Below are 17,788 nucleotides of genomic sequence, written 5' to 3' on the forward strand. Positions count from 1 at the left end.
TGGCGTTAAGAGCATTCCTGACCCGACGGCGTCATAGCCGCGATCACTGAGCAGCCACTGCGCCCTTGGCCTCCGCTGCCAAGCTCCTGTTCAAGAAGCAGACCGGACTGTGGATCATCAAAGTAACTGACCGGCGCGTAAATAGAGGGCGCGGCAGTCCTTTTGCCCCGCTTTCGTGACCGGGTCTGCTTGAACAAGCGGGCGATCGCCAGAGGAGAGGCGCGCATTACCTTCGTTTCCATGGGAGAGAAAACGTCAGTATTGCAGACCCCGCAGACGACATCCTTCAGCAACCACTTGCCGTCGTCACCGCCCATGCCCGCCGGGACGACGTGCTCTTCAGTATAAGGGCCGTCGGAAGGACAGTAGATGCAGGTCACGCTTGATCTCCGTGGTGAGCAAAGCTTGTCGGTCGTTCCGTGCAGTCTCGCCTGCCGTGCCGACAACGCTTACATCCAGACAGCGCAACCGATTGAGATCCGTTTCAACACCCAAGCGCTCAGCCCGACAACGCCATCTCGATCCTGTCTTCGCTCCAGTAGGGATCGATGAACGGACACTCGTAGCTCGGGCCGACATGATCGAGCTTAGCGGAGGCGAAGAAGCCTCTGGCGGCATCGTGGAGCGTTTCGGGAATAATTAGGAACGCCGGTTCCGTCTCTGCAAACGGTAGGTCGCCGACGTGTCGCCACTCGCGCTCCCACTCGAAAAGGTAGGTCGAGACACCATAGGTGCCGGGCAAGTCCACAAAGGGCGCCAAATTCCAGACCGGAGCGGCCGGATCGCCGGCTGCGCTATGGACCAGGGCATTGATCGCCTGCGCCTGCGGCGTATCCTTATAGGCATAGAGGATCGGCCCGCCGCCTCGCTCGACCAGAAACTCCTTGCGAAAGCCGATCCCGTGCTGACCTCGCGCGTCAGCCAGGCGCTTGAAGTGATGAAGCGGCACCTCACTAAAACAGACCGAGCGCTTGGCGTGCGGAAGATGGCGTCCGGCACCGAACGCCTTCATCGCGACAATGCGCCGCTCGTACAGGATCGCAATTGCGTTATCATAGGCCGATTTGAACTTAGACTCCTTGGCGAAGTGGACTACGTATTTGGACATGTCCTTCCATGCAGGATCAATTGTGCCGATCAGCGGCATCGCAGGGGCCATGGGCTAGGCGAACCGGAGCGGCATCGTGCAACTGCCATGGCTTACCAAGCTCCTCGCGCGACGGTCGCCGGCAGCCGCAGGTCACGAACCAGCCCGTCATTGCTGCCGATCGTCAGCGATGGCTTCTGCTTACCTCGACGCGTGCCGAACCATGTTTCAGCGATGTGGATAATATCGGTGTTGATAGGCCGGTCTAGGACGTGATCGATCAAGCGCTCGCTCAGCTCCGGATCGGGCATCGTAAAGTAGTCGCCGGCCTTCTTTAGCTGGTTGAGGTCGGGTGCTTCATCGGATATCGGCCTCGCAATCTATGCCAAGGCTGGCGGCATTCCTTGGAAGTTGGCTGACACCAAGGCGGAAACGGCCTTCATCGGCATTTCCTATGCCGTTCGTAATGACGACAGCGGTAGTCCACGTTTCGTAACCTGCTGCAGTCAGGTTTTCGATGAGGACGGCGCCGGATTAGAATTTATCGCGTTTGATACCAATGAAATTCAGGTACAACGGGAGAACCCGTTTTTGTCTCGTGCCGAGATGTTCCGAGTGATCACGCGGTCGCTCGAACTCTACAGGCGACGACACGGGGGACGCTCACCTCGACGCGTGATGATCCACAAGACCACCGAATTCAAAAGCGACGAGATCGCTGGTTGCTTCGAAGCGCTACCGGTCTGCGAAGCGGTCGATCTCATCCAAGTCGTTGATGAGGTCGGGTGGCGTGGTGTCTGGTGGGAGCAGGACCCCAACAATCCACGCCGCAATCAGGCCGCCGCATATCCGGTCAAACGGGGAACGCTGGTACAGCTCGGCCCACGAGACGCGCTGCTTTGGATACACGGCGCGGTAGACGGCTTGGGCAAGCGGCCGCACCTTCAGGGCGGGCGGGGAACTCCCAAGCCGATCCGGCTTGTGCGCCACGCCGGACATGGCTCGTGGGATGACACGGCTATGGCGGCATTGGCGCTTTCCAAGATGAATTGGAACAACGACGGACTCTACGATCCCCTACCCGTGACCATGAGCTACGCCAAGGTCCTAGCGCGGGTTCTTAAACGAATGCCCCGCTTGGGGAGTACCCCGTTTCAGTTCCGCTTCTTCATGTGACGCGCTCATTGACATGTGGCGCACGGCTTCAGCGTCTCTTCCTCAGATTGTACGTGATTCAAAGCTATCGATCACGGAGTATTTCTTCCCTCGCGCCGACGTTCTTCGGATCAGATGCCAACTCAGGTCTGTCGCCGACACTCAGGCGATCTGAAATCGTCTGATGCAACGCAGCCAATCCGCTTGCTAGGCTCTGCTCAGGCAGCGCAACACCCTCCCGCCTTGCCGCCGCCATGATGTCCATCGCACCAGCGAGCTCCGGCTCAGCGTAGAGCATTGCGCCCTCCCCCGCTTGCCACACCTCGACCAGCGCCTCGGACCGCGCGCGCTGCGCCTCGGCCGATCGGTCCGCCGCTATTGTCGAGCGCGGCAATGGCGGCATCACAGCACCTCGACGCTCCAGTTCGTCGCGGGTGATCGCAGCCAACTTGTATCGCAGACGGCGGCCTGCGCGATCGTCTGTCGGTGACGGGCGGTACTGGCTAATCAGAAGAGCGGTCAGCGCCGCAGTATCGACCGTCCGCGCCTTCTCCCGCCAATCCACGATGGCGCGGCGGGTTGAAGTGCGGTCTGCGGGTTGGCTGATGACGAAGAGCTCGAGCAGCGGATCGTCGAGGACATCGGCCGGCAATGGAGCGGCGTTGCCAGCGGCCGCGGCATGCGCCCAGCCCGCGACCTGCGCAACACGGGCGAACCCCTCCCCCATCTCGCCCCGGGTCTCGGAGACTTCGGACGCGAGATGCTCGAGATTAGGCTGGAGGTCCGTCGCGATGGCCTGCGCAGCATCGATGGTCTCGAGCCTTGCAAGGATGTCGGCCTGATTTGCTTCGAGGCGCTTGCTGCGTTCGCCGATCTCTTCGACCTGGTCCTGCATCAGTGTCAGCGCGTCAAGAATGGCGGCTAGGGCGGCAGTCTGACTGACATCGCTCATCGCGTCGGCCCTCCCCTACCAGGGCTTCGATCCCGCTCCCGCTCGCGGGCCATCCGCGCGCGTTCTCGCTCCTGAACCTGACGCATTACCTCGTCGATATCGGTCGGTGCGGTTGCCGGATCGTGGCGGGTGATTGGTGTCCGAGTTTCCTCCTTCTGCCGCTCGGGGTCGACGGGTTCGGGCGAGCGGACCGCATCCGTCTGATCGCGAAGACGACGTGCCTCGATCCGGTCCCTCATCGCGCTGGACCGGGCGATCGCGGCGGCGATCGGGTCCGCTGGCGCATCGCTTGCCTCCGCTTCGAGTCCACCAAGTCGGGTGTCCAACGCCCGCAGCACGCGGAGCGTATGGGCGGCCTGGATGGAGTTCGGTTCGGGGTCGGGCAGAACCTCGACGAACCGTTGCAGGCTTTTCGCGACCGTCTGGTTGACGACCGACGGGGTGGCACTGAGCTCGGCGATCGACTGCAGATAGGCGTCCCTGACGACGGCCTGTTGCTCGGTAAGGATAGCCCGAACCGGATCGGCTGTGGTCGCGTTCGCGAAGCGTTGTGCGCGCGCGAGGCGGTTCGTGTCGAGCCGCGGTACCTGGCCGTTTGCTCGCACTTTCCTGGCAGCGATCGGCTCATGCTTGGGGTCTACCCCCCTCGCCTTCGCCGGCGTCGCATTCGCCTCTATGCCGCGGTCGCGCAGCTTCTGGGCGAAGCGCTGGCGGTAGCGGAAGAGGTCGTCACGGGTGGGGTGAAAACGTCGACCATCATGGTCGCGCCGTGCGAAGGTCAGGTGAACGTGCGGATGATCCCGGTCAATGTGGAGCGACGCGACCCAGGACCGGTTCGCGAATTCCTCCCGCGCGAAATCCAGCGCGGCCGCCTTGAGGCGTTCGGGATCGGTACCCGATGGCATCGAAAGGATCATCGATAGCGACGTCGCGCCCTTGCGGCGGGCATCGTCGCCCATCTCCCATTCCTGCCAATCCTGCGCGAGCTCCTGCATGGCGCGTCCGTCACGGAGCACCTCCTCGTCGCTCGTATACAGCGCCAATTGCTTGTCGGTGCCGTGACCAAGGCGACTGATGTAGGCGAAATTGGCGAGCACGTGCCCGCTGCCATGCTGACGTCCCGTGATGCGAACGAGGACCTCGGGGACCCGGCGTGCGGTTCGGTCCATCGTCGCGATAGCGCGACGACTGACGGCGCCTTGGGCGCCCGCACCGAATGCCTGCTTCGTCGCATAAGGTTGGCGACCGCCACCCGGTCGGCTCGTGGCCTTCGGGAACATGGAGGCGACCGCGAGCCTCAGCATTGTTCCGCCCTGCTTTGCTGGTGGAGGCGACCCGCCCCCGCTGCCGAGCCTCTGCTTCTTCGCTGGCGCGAAGATCCCCGCCATCGTGTCGAGCGTGCCCGGCGACAGGTTGAGGCTCACGCGCGCGGTGCTCCGAACGCGCCGGTCCAATACGCGACTTCGCCCCCGACATAGGCGGACAGGCTGCGCCGAGTGGCGTGCAGAACGATCTTCAGGTCGGCGCACGTCTCCAGAAAGGGTTCCGCAATCCGCGCGATGTCGAGGCTGCTCTCGGGCTGGTTGGCGGCATTCATGGCATGGACCGCCTGGTTGATGTTGCGGCCGATCAGAAGGATCTGCTTGCGGACTTTTCCGACCTCCTCCTTCATGGCCGGGCATAGCCGGAGCTGCGCGGCCTTGTCCCAGAGCTGCCAGCGCAGGGCGCGTTTGATCCACTCGTTGCGGGACAGGCCGAGCGGCGCGCCAACAATATCGATCGCCTCGATCTCGCGCCGGTTGAGGCGGACCGTCACCCGGACCTGCTCGTCTGAATGACCCTCGTGATCGAGCCTACCTGCCGCCCCCGCGATGGGCAGGTCATCATGTTCCGACGCAAGCACCGTGCGCGTGAGGATCTGCGCGATCCAGGCGCTCCGGGTCTGGCCATGGGCGGCCGCGACGCGGTCGATCTCCGCGATCAGATCGTCCTTGAGCCGAAGACTGATCACCACTTTCAAAGCCCCGTGCAGCGGTGCCATCGAGCCAATGTATTACATTGGTGCCAGATGGCATATCCTGCCATCCCTCATAATTGATCCACCCTCGTACAAAAACCAATTAGATGGAGTGAAATCATTCCAGACGCGGAGTGGGCTGTATTGCCGAGGTTATTGCAAGCACATGGACGCCTGATATGTTCGACAGTCGAACGGCCTTGGCAGTCGTCATTGATGCCGGTCCGGTATCGACACCGTCGATCTGGACAAGATCAATACCCTGATACCTAGTAATCTTGGAGAGGGTCGGCCATGTTTGTGCTGTCCACGAATTGCAGCACAAGAGAGAACGCCACATGCCTCGTGCGAAATCCAACACCGGTGATCTGGCGGCCATCGCGGCGAGACGCGAGGCGCTGCTTGCCGAACTGGCGCGCGTCGACGAGCAGGCGAAGCAAGCGACGGAAGCGGCCCGTGACGCCGGTCGTCCTGTCCTTCTGGCCGCGCTCGAGCGGGTCAAGATCGCTGCCATCGAGAAGTCCGACGCCCGCACGATCGCAGCGGCGCTCGCCTCCCATGGCGGCAAGGCAGTGGCTGAACGACTGGCCGCGCTCTCGGGCTGATCGGTCGGCCGGGGCGAGCGTATTCTGGAGGATCGCATGTCCGACCAACGGCGTGTCAGCGGCAGCCGTTCGCGGATCCGATCGCGCGAAGGGAACAGGGCATCAGAGCGGCGTTCCCGCGACCCCCTCCCCCTCTCCGCTTGCCGGCGACCAGTCCCCGGAGCTCGGATAGCTGTCGTGAACGGTCGCTCGACGGATCGTCGGTAGCACACCCGTCGTAGCGGATGCCGTTCCCGCGATCGCACCAGTCCGTCGCAGCGAGGACGGCACCGGCTCCCGGCAACCAAGGCTCCTCGGCCGCTAGCCTCGCGCCTTTCACCAGCCCCATCGCGGTCGCAACGGGTACGATGGCGGGACATGGGCGATCGTGCGGAGTCGCTGACGTTGCCTAGATCATGACGACCAGGCGATCCGATCGAGGCTATCGGCAGATAGCGAGCTCCGTTGCCGCTGGTCCGCTTCCCAACGGCCGCTGACCCGCGTTTGGCGTGCACGCGCAAGCCCCAACGCGACGCTACCTGACACAGGAACGGTCACCCTGCGGCCGATCAATCACACCGATTCGTCGCTCGGCATGAGGAGCGACGGGGATGGTCCCTGGCGGTCAGCCCCCCTCCCCTTCCGGCCGGTGTATGACGCCGGCTGTGCTGGCGGAGTGCCATCGACGGGGCGGTCGCGATCATGGCCGGGAGACTTACCCCCTCCCCTCCCCGGTCAGCTTGTCGTCACTTCCCGGCTTTTGCCTTCCGCGCCTCTTCGGTCAGGGCCAAGTCAAGGAGAAGCGTCATTGCCTCACCCTTTGAAACGCGGTTGCGCCAGACGAAGTCCTCGAAGCGAGCACGATCCTCGGGACGGCACCGGACGTGCACCGCGTCGGTAAAGGTCGGCTGCCGGACCTTGGGCGCCGGCCGCTGCGCCGGTGCGGGAGCCGGCTTTTCGGAGCGAAAGCCCAGCCCCTCCCCTGCTGATTTGGCTGCGGCCAGCTGTTCAGCGGTGGGGACCGGAATGTCATCATCAGCGGCGAAGCTGGTGATCGATCGACGCGATGCCGCAGGCTTCTCGCTCATGCGCCCAGTCCTTCCTTGAGCAGCGTCACTACGTCGAACGCGAAGGCGTTAGCGTTCGCCTTCGCGCTGTCGAGTGAACCGACATCCGCCGCAGTCATGTCGTCCAGCGTACCGCCCATACTGAACAGGCCGCGGAATGCACCGCGCTCGGCGATAGCGGTCGAGATCATCGGGACGTCTGCATCTTCCAGATTGCCGACGACGGCTTTCAGGTCACGCGGCCACAGCCTCGTCGAAGCAGGCGTCCGCGTCAGAACCGCGGCAAAGGGCAAGGGGCGCTGGCGCGCGGTACCGGCATTGCGAATCGCCTTGAACGCGCGCGCAGCTTCCATGGCGTCGAGTTCGGAGCCCTGGATCGGGACAAGGGCGAGATGCGACATCATCAGTGCGTTGGTCGCCCGCGCGCTGGCCTTCCCTTCCAGGTCGACGATGACATAGTCGGCGCGTTTACGCGCCGCGTCGATCGTACTGATGATCTCGTCCTCATCGATCTCGGGTACCACCTCGATATTGTCAGGCTTCCCGTCCTTCGCCGCCCAGCGTGACAGCGGGAAATTCGGGTCGGCGTCGATCATCACGACGCTCGACCCTTTCGAAGCGAGAACCGTCGCGAGAATGAGCGAGGTAGTGGTCTTCCCCACCCCGCCCTTCGGGGACAGCATCGATATCACCGGCAACAGATGTCTCCTCAGGTTGATCGGCGGATGTGCACATGTGACGCACCAACCACGCCGCGAACGTGTGACCAAAGTTGCACAAGCCCCCATTGGTGACAAGTGCGCGATGGTCGCTTGCGCACTTTATTGACATGTAAGCCGTGTGAACATGGGCACCGCGTGAGCATTGCGGGCGTTGGATGGCTGGCAATGGGTCAGGCACCGGACGCGGCTTGCACTCGCGTCCGACAAGCGACCACAGTGCCGCGTTCCCGACAGCATCGCCCCGTGCGCCAGGGGACCGCCTTCGCTCGGCGATCGGACGGCACGTTCAAGCGCCACGTGTGAGCATGCTCACATTGAGTACATGCTCACGAGGAAACTCGCAGAGGCACTCGCCCTCCCCTGCCCTCACGCCTGCTTAGGACGACCAGCGTCTATTCCACGCAACCGCGTTCAGCCAGCGATGGGAGTTGACCGAGTTTCGCCGACCGAGCAATCAGCGCAACCAAACCGCCGAGGCGTTGTCCGATCGCCTTTCGCGACCGGCGACGTCAGCGATCCCAGTGCAGCCTTGGTGTGGTCGTAAGCTCACCGCGGCGACATGTTCACACCGCACTCATGTACACATGGCTCTGATGTTCACCCTGGTCACACGTTCACATAGCTAGGACGTTCACCTTGGCGACATGCTCACCGCCTGAATATGTTCACCTCGATACCCGTGGAACGGCCTCGCCACATCATTGGCCATCCTGTCACCGCCCGCACCCGAACCGCGCGGCGCTGCCGCGGGGAGGGGGGGCAGGTCGTCGGCGCTCTGCTGGTGAGTGCAGCTACCTGGGACGAATAGGCTCCTGTACTGGCGAGAGGCGCAACCGCGCTTCAGCCGCGACGATCCTCCTTGAACCTGTCGACAATGCGCCCATGTTCACGCTGTGAACGTTTGCGCGCGCCGTTGTGCGTATCACCGCCCCGCGAGAAGACCCTGCGGCAGAGAGCAAGCTGGACCGAATTCCTACCGGCTCGCGGCTACTTGGTCGCGAGGTTTATACGTTCACCGCGCTGACATGTTCACGCCGTGCACACGTCCCAACCTTCAGAATGCTCACACCGTGAACGTTAGCCATGTGCTCACTCGGTGCACATTGTACACTTTGCGCACATGGTCGTCGGAGGCATGGTGCACCGGCTTGCCTCGGTGGCGGCCACGTCGCCGGCCGGAATGGTCGCTGCGCCCAGGCAATAACCAACGGTCGCCCTGACCATCTAGCCGCACACCAGCCAGACATACGACGCCGATCGCAGAATGGCGTCGCCCACCAGCAGCGTTGCGTCGGCCGGAAACGACGGCCGATAGCTTTGGCCGCGCCGGATCCAGAGGCCATCCAAGCTCGGCAGGGTTGACAAGGGGAGGTCGCCCAAATGCGATGCCGCGTCATGCGCGCCGACTTTGCGAGCCAAAGATGCGCCGAAAGAAGCTGACGAACGCTCGGCAGGTGCCGCCGCACAATTTCGACCTCGATGTCGCGCGGCCGCTTTGCCACTACACCTCTGCTCCGTGCAGCCGGCGGCCAGGAAGCCGGCGGCGTGCCCCGCGGGGCACGCCGTCGCTTCGGAACCGGGTGTTGGAAACCAAGAGTGAGCTTGGCGCGAACGCCTTTAGCCGGGCGGCCTGGACATACGCGTCCGCCACCCGGTCAATCGAACCGGCTCTCACTCTTCGGGGTTTCCACGCCCCGGCCCGCGTCTCCGCAGGCGCCTCATCCTTACCGAACGGCTGCACCGCGGCGCAACCCGCCATTGTCCCGCTATTCTGTGGTATCTCTTGAAGAAGCCTTCTCCCTTGGGCCAGCGCCCGCCGCGATCGCCTAGAGACCGACGACAGGGAGAGAAAATCGCGAGGATCCCCCCTCAAGGTCTGACGGCTCACTCCTCCCAGAGCGGCTTGGGATTGCGGCGACGCTTGGCCTTTGATGGCCGGGGGAGGGGGGATGCCGCATCGAGCTCCCGATTGATTGCCGCCAGGTCCGAACGCCACGCCTGGATACGAGCCGATTGGTCATGCATGGAAAGCCTCCGTCTGTTCGAGTGAAGACGAGGTGCCGCTGGACGGTCGGTTGGGGCCGGGGTCCAGGACTGCGCCAGCAGCCGCGCGAGCGGGGCGTGGGGGAGCCGATTGTCTCGGCCCTGGAGCGCCAGCGGAACGGGCCGGGAGAATTGGGGGAACCGCGCATCCTTGACGCCGACCCCGGCCGGCCGTCACACTGGGGAGACGTCGACGACAGCCTCTTCTTTTCTTCCCGTTGGACGCGGCGATCCGCGAGCAAGCGACATGCCCCAACGAGGTAACGAGCCCAAGACGGCCCCGATATGACGCGGCCGTGCAGGTGCAGCTTCGCCGGGTTGACCGAGCGCGGTCACGGCATCGCTGCGTGGGTCACCATGATCGATGGCGACAGCTCCCCTGACCATCGCGATCCTCGGCCTGGCGCCTCTCGCCGGATCGGACGCACTGGGCGCGCTGCCAGCACCGGACCCCGGCGGCAGGACCGCCGGAGCCCGACCGATCAGCGCTCGTCGGCGCGCATGATCGTCAGGACGCGTACCGTCACGGATGGGTCTGAGGGGTCTTCCGAGCCGGCGGACAGGTCGGCGTTGTAATAGTCGATCTTCCACATGCAGGCTGCGCCTTCAAAGTCGAACGTGCCGAGGTCGTGTTCGCCATAAGGGTCGTTCGCGCGCGTGAAGGCGTCATAGCCCCGGATCGCTCGGAGGAGTTCGGCGCGCTTGCGGAAGTTGCGGAAGATGCCAACGTCGCCGATCAGTTCGGCGATCCCGCTGGTCATCATGACCCGGTCGGTGCCGGGCTGGGTGATGTGATCGCGCAGCCGGTCGTTGAGGCGCGCGATCGCGCTGGCGGCATCGGCGGTACTTGCAGGCCGGGGGGTGGCATCGGACATGACGGTCTCCTTGACGCTCGAGCCCCGGTGATCGGGGCCTTTCGACACGCGGCAGGACCGCCGGGGCATAGCCGCCCGGCGCACCCGAAGGGTCGAAACGGCAGTGGAGAAGCCCGCGCCAGCGGGCTTGCGCCGGGCTGCGCCTCGGCGAGGACGTGCGCGCCAGGAAAGTCCCGGATGATCGCCGGAAGAGAGTAGGGGGCCGCCCTGCCAAGCCGCCCCACCATGCTGGACGAAAGCGGAGCCGACCCGCTATCCTTCATCGATGGAGACCGGCGCCGACATCATCGCCCTGTGGCCCCGCTGGCTGGAAAACGTCGGCGAGATGCGTCGGATGAACGCGCTCGTTCGCGTACGCTGCGCGGTCTGCGGGACGATACTGCGCGTCGACCTCGACGACATCGTTGCCCGCCATGGCGTGGGCTATTCGCTGGTCGACAAGCTGGAGCGCTGCCGAATGGTCGGCTGTGCGGGCTCGACCTTCTATCTCGCATCGCGGACCTACGGGCAGGCCTGGACGGCGCTGCTGCGCGATCCGGCGTTGCTCGGGAGCTTCGCGACGTTGCCACCGGTCCGTACCGCGCTCGGTTGACGGCCCACAGCGATGTGCACCAACTACCGCCGCACCAAGGGCTTCGATCAAGTCTGCGAGGAGTTCTACGAGACGCGCATCCCCGTACGCTTTCCCGAGCGTCATCAGGCACCCAATCTGGAGCCGCAGCCCGAGGTTCGTCCCACCAATCGCGCGGTCGTCTTGCGCGCGCAGGAGGACGGGGTTGCGCTGACCTGGATGCGCTGGGGATTGATCCCCTTCTTCCATAAGGGGCCGGTCAGCGGCTGGAAGGCTGCGACGTTCAATGCCCGTGCCGAGGGCGTGAAGACGGCGCCGTCGTTTCGCGATGCCTTCAAGCGACGCCGCTGCCTCATCGCTGCCGAAGGGTGGGTCGAGTGGAAGGGGGAGGGCAAGCCGAAACCCAAATTCTACGTCGCTCCGCGGGACGGCGCACCGATCTGCTTCGCCGGCCTGTGGGATCGGGCGAGGACGCAGGACGCGGGCGAGATCGAGAGCTTCACGATGGTGACGCAGCCGCCGGGCGCGCTGAGTGATCTCCATGACCGCGCGCCGGTTGTGTTGCGGCAGGAGGATTGGGCGCGTTGGCTCGATCTGGAGGCGCCGGTCGATGACCTGCTGACGACCGAGCCCGCCGATCTCTATAGCATCCGGCCGTTTCACGAGGTCACCGGCGGCCTGCTCTGAGGCCGTCAGGTGGTCAGCCGTCGGCCTCGTCGATCAGCTTCTGCACGCGGGCGATGGGGGTATCGTCGATCGGTCGGATCGTCTCGTCGCATCCCGGACAATCGATCGTCCGCGCGAGGCGAAGCGTCTTGAACGCGATGTTGAGTGTCCGACCGCACGCCGGGCATTCGGTTTGCGCGGCGATGTCATCGAGCTCGTGCGCCATCGCGCGACGATAGCCGGGATCAGCGGATCTGGTGAGCCGGTGAACCGCTCCACCGGGCCCGGGCGGGTTCGATGCCCGCCCGGGCCCTTGGTCGAGACGGGGAGGGGAGGGGGGCCTTTCAGCCCCCGGGATGTCAGGCAAAAGGGTCGTATTCGTTGACGATGATGTGCGAGCTGTCGTGATCTTCGGCGGTGATGACGGCGTATTGGGTGCCGATGGCGATGACCATGGTGGCGACCATGAGGCTGCGGGCGAGGCTGAGGGCGGATTTGCGGGCGATCCAGATGTCGTTGAACATGTCCGAGGCTCCTGTGAAGCCGACGGGGTTCATCCCCGCTCGACAGGCGCCCGACAGGACGGGGAGGGGCCGCGATCACTTTTCGCCGGCACGGCAAAAAGCCGTAGCGAAGCGCCCGGACCCTTCACGGGTTGATCGTACAAGGACCCGCACCGGCCCAAGGATTGCGCCTCCAAGAGCGGGGTGAACCTCGTCGGCCGGGAGCGTCGTGGCTGAAGCACTGGGCCGCCCTCGACGTTCACCACGTCGGCGATCCGGTCGCTCCCTTTCCTCGCGCGCCCACTCCGCGTGCCGCGATGGCAAGACCAGTGCTATGCGCCAGCGATCCTATTGCGCTCGACAGGCACAGCGCGCCGGTTGCCTGCGATCGGCCCCGTTGTGCGCCACTGCCTTCGTCAGCTGATCGTCACCCGGATGGGCCGAGACCCGTCAGGGGCTCGGTGGAGCGTCAAGCGGAATAGAGCGGCGGTCCCGGCGACAGCCGGGAGACGTCGACGATGTGTTCTGCTACGGGGACTGGAACAGCAGCGTCATACCTGCGGTGCGTTGCCGGTCGAGGTCGGATACTGATCCTTCGCACCGGGCAAGGGGAGGGGGTACCGCCGGCATGGGTGCCCCACCCGCCTGCAAAGCATCGATCAGTCGAAGCCCTCGCGCGGCGGCTGCGCGCTCGGCGGGACGTAGGTGGCATTCTTGACCGTCTCCTCCTGACGCAAAACCCAGTCGAGCGGACCGGTAGGCCAGAAGCGGGCCGGCGCGATGACGCGGCCATCGAACTCAAGCGGCGTCGCGTAGCGGGTGGCGACAGCGGCGAGCACGTTCAGGATGATGAGCGTCAGCAGCAGCCAGAGCAGGCTGCAGAGTGCTGTCCGGCCCATGCCGGTTGCGCCTCCGAACCAACCCAGGCCGCTCGTCATCGTGACCGCGAGGCCCTGCGCGGCGAGAAGGCCGACAATCCCCGCCGGCACCATCAGCTTGAGACGCAGGATCGCCGACCAGAATAGTCCGGCGATGAGGTGGGGCAGCAGCAACACGCCGATGCCGATGGCGATGAGCCGCGCATCGTCGGGAAGCGCTGCAAGGAAGGCAGGATCGAAACGCATCAGCGCAGCAGCCAGGACAAGCCCTGTGCCACGGCAGCGCGGGCACGTTCGCGCTTGCCGACAGGCGGGGGCGGTGCGGGAGCGGGATCTGCGTCAGGAAGGACGGAGGTCAGCGCCTGCTCTGAATAGTTCAGCACCAGCATGTTTCGGATACGCGCGGCGGGGAGGTAGATGGCGCCGCCAACCGGCTTTGCCTCCTCCACCACCAGTCCGGCAGCGACCGACGCGCCCGCATCGTCGCGCCGCATCATCGAGCCCCAGCTGCGCGGCAAGCTGAGATGACCCTTCTCCTTGGGTTTGCCGCCGATCATGTAGATGAAGCGATTGGGCTCCGACAGGGTCAGCGCCTTGATCTCGCCGTCGTCCGACAGACGGATATCGGCGATCCCTCCCGCGTAGCCGAGGCCGCGACCGTCTTCGACCGCGTCGGTGAGGACATAGGCGAGCTGGAAATAGCCATGGTTCGTCGGATCGATGATGTGCTGGAATGCCCAGCCCTGGGTGTGGCTGTCGAGCCCGTCGAGCACCAGCGCCAATCCCCTGTGCCGGATCATGACGGCGACGAGATAGGACAGAAAGATGAGGATGAAGGCAAACTCGATCAGGCCGAGCGGCTCGCCCGGGCCGAGGTCGCGGGCATTGGGACCTGAGGTCGGGCGGATCATCAAACCGGCGACGACGCGATAAGGCGAGACCAGCCCAGGTCGTTCGGGCCCGCTGAGAATTGCGACGATCCCGTCGCATACGATCGCACCGAACAGATGCGCCGCGAGGCTGATGCCACCCGCCAGCGCGAGGCTGTTGAGCGCGGTAAGCGGTTGATCGGGCCGTCGTACGCCGTGGCGTCGGCCCAGATTGTTCCAGAAGATAAGCCCGGTGATGCCCGGGAGCAGCCACAGCAGTGCGGTAAGAAGGGAAAAGGTGAGGCTCAATGCGAGACGTTCAGCGTCGCGTGGTCTCGTTATTGGTTACCGCCTGGGGCGCGTCGACTGCGGTGCCTTCGCGACGGGTGCGTTCGGTCTGCGCCTGCGACAGGCGCCGAGCGAGCTGGAAATAGCCACCCGCGGCGGCGGCTGCGCGACCGATCGCGCGCTGCTGCCTGACGTTCGTGACGAGCATTGCATCATCTCCCGGCCGAGGGGTCTTGGCCGCTTGTGGTCAACATAACGCTCGAAACGGTAAAAAGGTAGAGTGCGGGATCACGTCATCGGCGCGAGCACGGTCCTTCGACCTGCCACTTGGGCATCGTGTCTCAACCGACAAAGGTTAGGAAGGGATGCCTGGCGCGAGGCAGCACGAAAGAGCCCGGGAGCCGAAGCTCCCGGGCCGCCCGCCCCGATCAGAAGGGGATGTCGTCGTCCTCATTGTCCTGCGCGGCGCCCTGCTGCTGCTGGCGGGACTTGCCGTAGGAGAGGAAGGTGACCTCGTCGGCGATAATTTCGACGCCGAACCGCTCGATGTCCTGTTGGTCGGTCCAGCGGGTGTAGTGGATCCGACCGCGCACCATCACCTTCTGGCCCTTCTCGACATATTCGGCGACGGTCTTGGCGACACCGTTGAAGCAGGTGATCCGGTGCCATTCGGTATCCTCGAGTCGGCGGCCGTTTTCCTTGAGGACCTTGCCCTCACTGTCGCGCTTCGGCCGCGAGGTCGCGAGGCTGAAGCTGGTGATCTTGGTGCCGCCCTGGGTGGTGCGGGTCTCGGGGGCGGCGCCGACGTTGCCGGCGAGGATGACGAGGTTCTGCATGTCGAGGTTCCTTTGTCCTGCTCGAGGGTTCGTTCCCTCGGCTGAACACCGTCAAAGACGGCCAGGCCGGTGGCTCCACCGGAGCGCGCAGACGCGAAGGGAAACCCCATGGCGAGGAGTGGTGCGGGCAGCCGCGAAGCGGCAACTCGGTCCGAAGCCATGCGGGTTGGAGCCGATGGACGGCCGGCTTAGGTCGTTCAGTGAGGAGAGGGGATGGACCCTCTTCAGGCAGTCGAGCGGAACCACGATATTCGTGAAACCGCATCCGGCCTGCGACCTCGCTGCCACCCCCGCCCCGGATTCGGGCGGCACCTTCGATCGTCGTTCCCCCACTGACCTGCGCTGCAATCGCATCGAGGGCTGGAGCGATCGAACGGTTGCGGGCCGAACCGGAGCAGCACCATCATCCTTCATACCAATGCATGTCGAGGCACGTTGCCGACAGGGGACGTCAGGGGCGAGCAGGGGGGCGCGGCTGCGACACCGACCCTCCCAACGCCACAGGCATACGCGCCTTGGCCGAACCGCGCCCGAAGTCGAGAATGTTCCCTATACAACGACGCTCCGCGCAGCCTGGGGCGATCGAGCAACGAACGCGGACGTCTGATACCTCCTCTCGACAGGGGGTGGGAAGCCTGGTGCCGACCCCACGCGACGCCGGCTTCTCCGACGTCGGCGGCAGCCCGGTCTCTCCTATGAGCCCCGCCGATCAGTTGCGAGCAGACCTCAATACCCGGACCCGGGTTCGCCGAGCGGTCGGGCAGGCGACCTCCGCTCGACGATCCCCTGATCCGATGAACGGCTCGATCGCGCGGCCGAACCGGTCGGCGCGTGTCGAGGGGCGACAACCAACCGGCCGATGGCGCGCTCGCGCCCGCCGTCCGCAATCAGGCCGGCGTGACGGCGCCCTTCGCGCGGCGGGGCTTGCGCGCCGGCACGGCCGACGCCGCGGTCGTCTCGGCCGGTGTCTTGGGCTTGCGACCGAGGCCGATCTTCTTCGCCATGGCACGCCGCGCCTCGCTGTAGGCGGGCGCGACCATCGGATAGTCGGGCTTCAGCTTGTAGCGTGCGCGATACTCATCCGGGGTCAGGCCGTGCGTGGAGAGGTGCCGGCGCAAGGTCCGATAGGGCTTTCCGTCGATCATCGAGATGATGCGATCGGGTGAGGCCAGGGATTTGCGCACGGTGACGGCAGGAGCGTGATCGACCGCAGTGACTTCGACGGCGTCCTCTGAGGCTTCGCCGCTGACCAATTGCGTGATCGACGCGTAAATCGCTGTCAGAAAGGCGGGCACGGCCTCCGGATCGGCGCGCGTGTTCGGGTTCGATAGCCAGGCTGCGGTCACTTCGGTGGCGAGTTCGATCGTGTTCACAGTCTCGGTCATCCTGTCCCTTTCCGTCGTCCACCACAGGGTGGATGCGACGATCACGCAGCGCGCTCGGAAGAGATAATAGCATTGGTGCAGCGACGTGCCACTGATAACCGCTGATAACCGCTGTTGCGTGCGATGCGATGTCGATCGCGGAAAAGCGAAACGCCAAGGCTGCCGGACACCGCCAGGAAATGGGGACCAGCCCCCTCATAGCGAGGACCGCCGGCGCACCGGCGGTCCCGTCGTCGATCAGGCGCGACTGACCTCGCGCTTCTGATCGAGCGCGGCCGGGGGCGTCCCGAGCGGTCCCCGGCGGTCGACGACGCGGACGCCCGCTTTCTTGGCATCGATGACGAGGCGCTCGGTCACGCCATTGCCCTGAAAGGCGATGAGATAGCGCGGGCGGAGCGACAGCATCTGCTCGTTGCGACGAAAACCGGCGCGATCGCCGAGCTTGCGGTCGAGACCGAATCGAACCTGCTGGACGCCGTGCTGCTCGGCCCAGGACGCCGCGATGCGCTCGATCCCCTTCATGTCGCCGCCATGGACGAGGTACATGTCCCCGACCCGCTCGCGGACGGCGTTGAGCGTGCGCAGGAGATTGTCGCCGAACGTCTTCATGTCCCCGTCGCAGGTGAACGTCAGCCGGCCGCCGGCGAAGACGACGGGGGTTCCGACCGCGGTGTTGGCATCGCGGACGCGCTCACGCCGCGCGCGCAAGAACGCCTGACCATCGACGATTGCCGAGGTAACCCCCAGTGAGATGCGATTGCCGGTGGCGGGCACCCAGGATCGACCGGTCTCGCGCATGTAATGCGCCGCGGCAGTGTCGCGCATCTGCTCGTAGCAGCCGGCCGCCTCCTCGATCTTCTTCGCGAGCTCGACCTTCTCCTCAAGGTTCGTGCTGTTGATCTCGGAGCCGTCCTGCTCGGCGATCAGCAGTCTGATCTCGTCGGTAAGACGATCGATGGTGGCGTGCTTCTTCGCGGCCGCGCGGTGGAACAGGTTCACCAGGCCCCAGCCCAATTCCTCGATGTCGCGCTCCAGGGACGTGTTGAAGAGGGTCGCGAAGAGGTCGCTCCAGATCGCTGTCGTGGTCTGATCGAGGGCCTCGCTCGGGGGCGGTGCCATCCCGGGCAGTTCGTCGGAGCGCGGCTCGAGGTGGCCCAGTTCGAGAGCGGCGAGCGCCGCGGCGAGGGAAGTAGTCATGGCGACAGCCTTTCATTGCAGAGGCCGGCGGCCTTTTCCGCCGGATGCGCACCTCCTGGGACGCCGCAGCAGAGCCCGACGCACCGCCGCTTC

General features: G+C 65.0%; 21 protein-coding genes. 4 read left to right on the forward strand and 17 right to left on the reverse strand.

Features of this window, described 5'->3' with window-relative positions; genetic code table 11:
• Positions 1-5: 5 nt before the first annotated feature.
• The 3 genes from Q0L57_RS19060 to Q0L57_RS19070 form a co-directional block, all read right to left on the reverse strand.
• The gene (locus Q0L57_RS19060) at positions 6-380 is read right to left on the reverse strand and encodes a hypothetical protein (protein WP_296744640.1); all 375 of its coding nucleotides are present in this window, start codon (positions 378-380) and stop codon (positions 6-8) included.
• A gap of 119 nt (positions 381-499) precedes the next feature.
• Entirely contained in the window at positions 500-1,147 is a 648-nt protein-coding gene (locus Q0L57_RS19065; protein WP_043061332.1) for an abortive infection system antitoxin AbiGi family protein, read from the reverse strand.
• A 53-nt stretch (positions 1,148-1,200) separates the two neighbouring features.
• The gene (locus tag Q0L57_RS19070; protein WP_366940935.1) at positions 1,201-1,467 is read right to left on the reverse strand and encodes a DUF2026 family protein; all 267 of its coding nucleotides are present in this window, start codon (positions 1,465-1,467) and stop codon (positions 1,201-1,203) included.
• A gap of 31 nt (positions 1,468-1,498) precedes the next feature.
• Here Q0L57_RS19070 and Q0L57_RS19075 point away from each other — a divergent pair, with 31 nt between their 5' ends.
• The gene (locus tag Q0L57_RS19075) at positions 1,499-2,263 is read left to right on the forward strand and encodes a hypothetical protein (RefSeq protein WP_296744641.1); all 765 of its coding nucleotides are present in this window, start codon (positions 1,499-1,501) and stop codon (positions 2,261-2,263) included.
• A gap of 64 nt (positions 2,264-2,327) precedes the next feature.
• Here Q0L57_RS19075 and Q0L57_RS19080 read toward each other — a convergent pair whose 3' ends face one another.
• From Q0L57_RS19080 to Q0L57_RS19090, 3 genes are read right to left on the reverse strand one after another with little or no spacing between them, the layout of a single operon-like run.
• On the reverse strand, positions 2,328-3,194 hold the full coding sequence (locus Q0L57_RS19080; protein WP_116462766.1) for a hypothetical protein: 867 nt from the start codon (positions 3,192-3,194) through the stop codon (positions 2,328-2,330).
• Positions 3,191-4,618 (reverse strand): relaxase/mobilization nuclease domain-containing protein, encoded by a 1,428-nt coding sequence (locus tag Q0L57_RS19085; protein WP_241769347.1) that lies wholly within the window; start codon positions 4,616-4,618, stop codon positions 3,191-3,193. Before Q0L57_RS19085 ends, Q0L57_RS19080 begins: the two co-directional genes overlap by 4 nt.
• Positions 4,615-5,235: a ribbon-helix-helix domain-containing protein gene (locus Q0L57_RS19090; protein WP_217498064.1), complete on the reverse strand. Its 621-nt coding sequence runs from the start codon at positions 5,233-5,235 to the stop codon at positions 4,615-4,617. Before Q0L57_RS19090 ends, Q0L57_RS19085 begins: the two co-directional genes overlap by 4 nt.
• Positions 5,236-5,549: 314 nt before the next feature.
• On the opposite strand from Q0L57_RS19090, the gene Q0L57_RS19095 reads away from it, so the two are divergent.
• Positions 5,550-5,816, forward strand: a complete 267-nt coding sequence (locus Q0L57_RS19095) for a hypothetical protein (protein WP_043061316.1) — start codon at positions 5,550-5,552, stop codon at positions 5,814-5,816.
• A gap of 725 nt (positions 5,817-6,541) precedes the next feature.
• Here the strand turns inward: Q0L57_RS19095 and Q0L57_RS19100 are convergent.
• From Q0L57_RS19100 to Q0L57_RS19110, 3 genes are all read right to left on the reverse strand, one after another.
• A complete protein-coding gene (locus tag Q0L57_RS19100; RefSeq protein WP_043061317.1) occupies positions 6,542-6,883 on the reverse strand; it encodes a hypothetical protein in 342 nt (113 codons plus the stop codon).
• Complete coding sequence (locus tag Q0L57_RS19105; RefSeq protein WP_244885654.1) at positions 6,880-7,554, reverse strand: ParA family protein; 675 nt, start codon at positions 7,552-7,554, stop codon at positions 6,880-6,882. Before Q0L57_RS19105 ends, Q0L57_RS19100 begins: the two co-directional genes overlap by 4 nt.
• Positions 7,555-10,109: 2,555 nt before the next feature.
• On the reverse strand, positions 10,110-10,502 hold the full coding sequence (locus Q0L57_RS19110) for a DUF3768 domain-containing protein (RefSeq protein ID WP_061780325.1): 393 nt from the start codon (positions 10,500-10,502) through the stop codon (positions 10,110-10,112).
• Between the two features lie 265 nt (positions 10,503-10,767).
• Between Q0L57_RS19110 and Q0L57_RS19115 the strand changes: the two genes are divergently transcribed.
• Together Q0L57_RS19115 and Q0L57_RS19120 are read left to right on the forward strand one after the other, a co-directional pair.
• On the forward strand, positions 10,768-11,094 hold the full coding sequence (locus Q0L57_RS19115) for a hypothetical protein (RefSeq protein ID WP_043061319.1): 327 nt from the start codon (positions 10,768-10,770) through the stop codon (positions 11,092-11,094).
• A gap of 12 nt (positions 11,095-11,106) precedes the next feature.
• Complete coding sequence (locus Q0L57_RS19120; protein ID WP_052814254.1) at positions 11,107-11,760, forward strand: SOS response-associated peptidase; 654 nt, start codon at positions 11,107-11,109, stop codon at positions 11,758-11,760.
• Positions 11,761-11,773: 13 nt separating this feature from the next.
• On the opposite strand, the gene Q0L57_RS19125 is transcribed toward Q0L57_RS19120, so the two are convergent.
• The 8 genes from Q0L57_RS19125 to Q0L57_RS19160 all read right to left on the reverse strand — a co-directional run bounded on the left by Q0L57_RS19125 (position 11,774) and on the right by Q0L57_RS19160 (position 17,695).
• Complete coding sequence (locus Q0L57_RS19125) at positions 11,774-11,965, reverse strand: hypothetical protein (protein WP_043061320.1); 192 nt, start codon at positions 11,963-11,965, stop codon at positions 11,774-11,776.
• A 133-nt stretch (positions 11,966-12,098) separates the two neighbouring features.
• Entirely contained in the window at positions 12,099-12,263 is a 165-nt protein-coding gene (locus Q0L57_RS19130) for a hypothetical protein (RefSeq protein ID WP_165800937.1), read from the reverse strand.
• Between the two features lie 638 nt (positions 12,264-12,901).
• The gene (locus Q0L57_RS19135; RefSeq protein WP_043061321.1) at positions 12,902-13,366 is read right to left on the reverse strand and encodes a hypothetical protein; all 465 of its coding nucleotides are present in this window, start codon (positions 13,364-13,366) and stop codon (positions 12,902-12,904) included.
• The gene (locus Q0L57_RS19140) at positions 13,366-14,298 is read right to left on the reverse strand and encodes a hypothetical protein (protein ID WP_043061322.1); all 933 of its coding nucleotides are present in this window, start codon (positions 14,296-14,298) and stop codon (positions 13,366-13,368) included. The genes Q0L57_RS19135 and Q0L57_RS19140 overlap by 1 nt, the downstream gene beginning before the upstream one ends.
• Before the next feature lie 10 nt (positions 14,299-14,308).
• Positions 14,309-14,485 (reverse strand): hypothetical protein, encoded by a 177-nt coding sequence (locus Q0L57_RS19145; protein ID WP_156477747.1) that lies wholly within the window; start codon positions 14,483-14,485, stop codon positions 14,309-14,311.
• 220 nt (positions 14,486-14,705) lie between these two features.
• Positions 14,706-15,113, reverse strand: a complete 408-nt coding sequence (locus tag Q0L57_RS19150) for a single-stranded DNA-binding protein (protein ID WP_043061323.1) — start codon at positions 15,111-15,113, stop codon at positions 14,706-14,708.
• Between the two features lie 887 nt (positions 15,114-16,000).
• Positions 16,001-16,498, reverse strand: a complete 498-nt coding sequence (locus tag Q0L57_RS19155) for a MucR family transcriptional regulator (RefSeq protein WP_043061324.1) — start codon at positions 16,496-16,498, stop codon at positions 16,001-16,003.
• Between the two features lie 237 nt (positions 16,499-16,735).
• The gene (locus tag Q0L57_RS19160) at positions 16,736-17,695 is read right to left on the reverse strand and encodes a DUF2493 domain-containing protein (protein WP_052814255.1); all 960 of its coding nucleotides are present in this window, start codon (positions 17,693-17,695) and stop codon (positions 16,736-16,738) included.
• Positions 17,696-17,788 lie beyond the last annotated feature (93 nt).

Source organism: Mesorhizobium sp., from assembly GCF_024509055.1.
In the GTDB taxonomy this organism is placed as follows: Bacteria; Pseudomonadota; Alphaproteobacteria; order Rhizobiales; family Rhizobiaceae; genus Mesorhizobium.

Excerpts from the sequence above, each read along its gene's own strand:
- Q0L57_RS19080 (WP_116462766.1), bottom strand. The coding sequence starts at position 3,194 with ATGAGCGATGTCAGTCAGACTGCCGCCCTAGCCGCCATTCTTGACGCG.
- Q0L57_RS19130 (WP_165800937.1), bottom strand. The coding sequence starts at position 12,263 with ATGTTCAACGACATCTGGATCGCCCGCAAATCCGCCCTCAGCCTCGCC.
- Q0L57_RS19155 (WP_043061324.1), bottom strand. The coding sequence starts at position 16,498 with ATGACCGAGACTGTGAACACGATCGAACTCGCCACCGAAGTGACCGCA.
- Q0L57_RS19065 (WP_043061332.1), bottom strand. The coding sequence starts at position 1,147 with ATGCCGCTGATCGGCACAATTGATCCTGCATGGAAGGACATGTCCAAA.
- Q0L57_RS19115 (WP_043061319.1), top strand. The coding sequence starts at position 10,768 with ATGGAGACCGGCGCCGACATCATCGCCCTGTGGCCCCGCTGGCTGGAA.
- Q0L57_RS19150 (WP_043061323.1), bottom strand. The coding sequence starts at position 15,113 with ATGCAGAACCTCGTCATCCTCGCCGGCAACGTCGGCGCCGCCCCCGAG.
- Q0L57_RS19160 (WP_052814255.1), bottom strand. The coding sequence starts at position 17,695 with ATGACTACTTCCCTCGCCGCGGCGCTCGCCGCTCTCGAACTGGGCCAC.
- Q0L57_RS19100 (WP_043061317.1), bottom strand. The coding sequence starts at position 6,883 with ATGAGCGAGAAGCCTGCGGCATCGCGTCGATCGATCACCAGCTTCGCC.
- Q0L57_RS19145 (WP_156477747.1), bottom strand. The coding sequence starts at position 14,485 with ATGCTCGTCACGAACGTCAGGCAGCAGCGCGCGATCGGTCGCGCAGCC.
- Q0L57_RS19095 (WP_043061316.1), top strand. The coding sequence starts at position 5,550 with ATGCCTCGTGCGAAATCCAACACCGGTGATCTGGCGGCCATCGCGGCG.
- Q0L57_RS19110 (WP_061780325.1), bottom strand. The coding sequence starts at position 10,502 with ATGTCCGATGCCACCCCCCGGCCTGCAAGTACCGCCGATGCCGCCAGC.
- Q0L57_RS19090 (WP_217498064.1), bottom strand. The coding sequence starts at position 5,235 with ATGGCACCGCTGCACGGGGCTTTGAAAGTGGTGATCAGTCTTCGGCTC.
- Q0L57_RS19120 (WP_052814254.1), top strand. The coding sequence starts at position 11,107 with ATGTGCACCAACTACCGCCGCACCAAGGGCTTCGATCAAGTCTGCGAG.
- Q0L57_RS19125 (WP_043061320.1), bottom strand. The coding sequence starts at position 11,965 with ATGGCGCACGAGCTCGATGACATCGCCGCGCAAACCGAATGCCCGGCG.
- Q0L57_RS19135 (WP_043061321.1), bottom strand. The coding sequence starts at position 13,366 with ATGCGTTTCGATCCTGCCTTCCTTGCAGCGCTTCCCGACGATGCGCGG.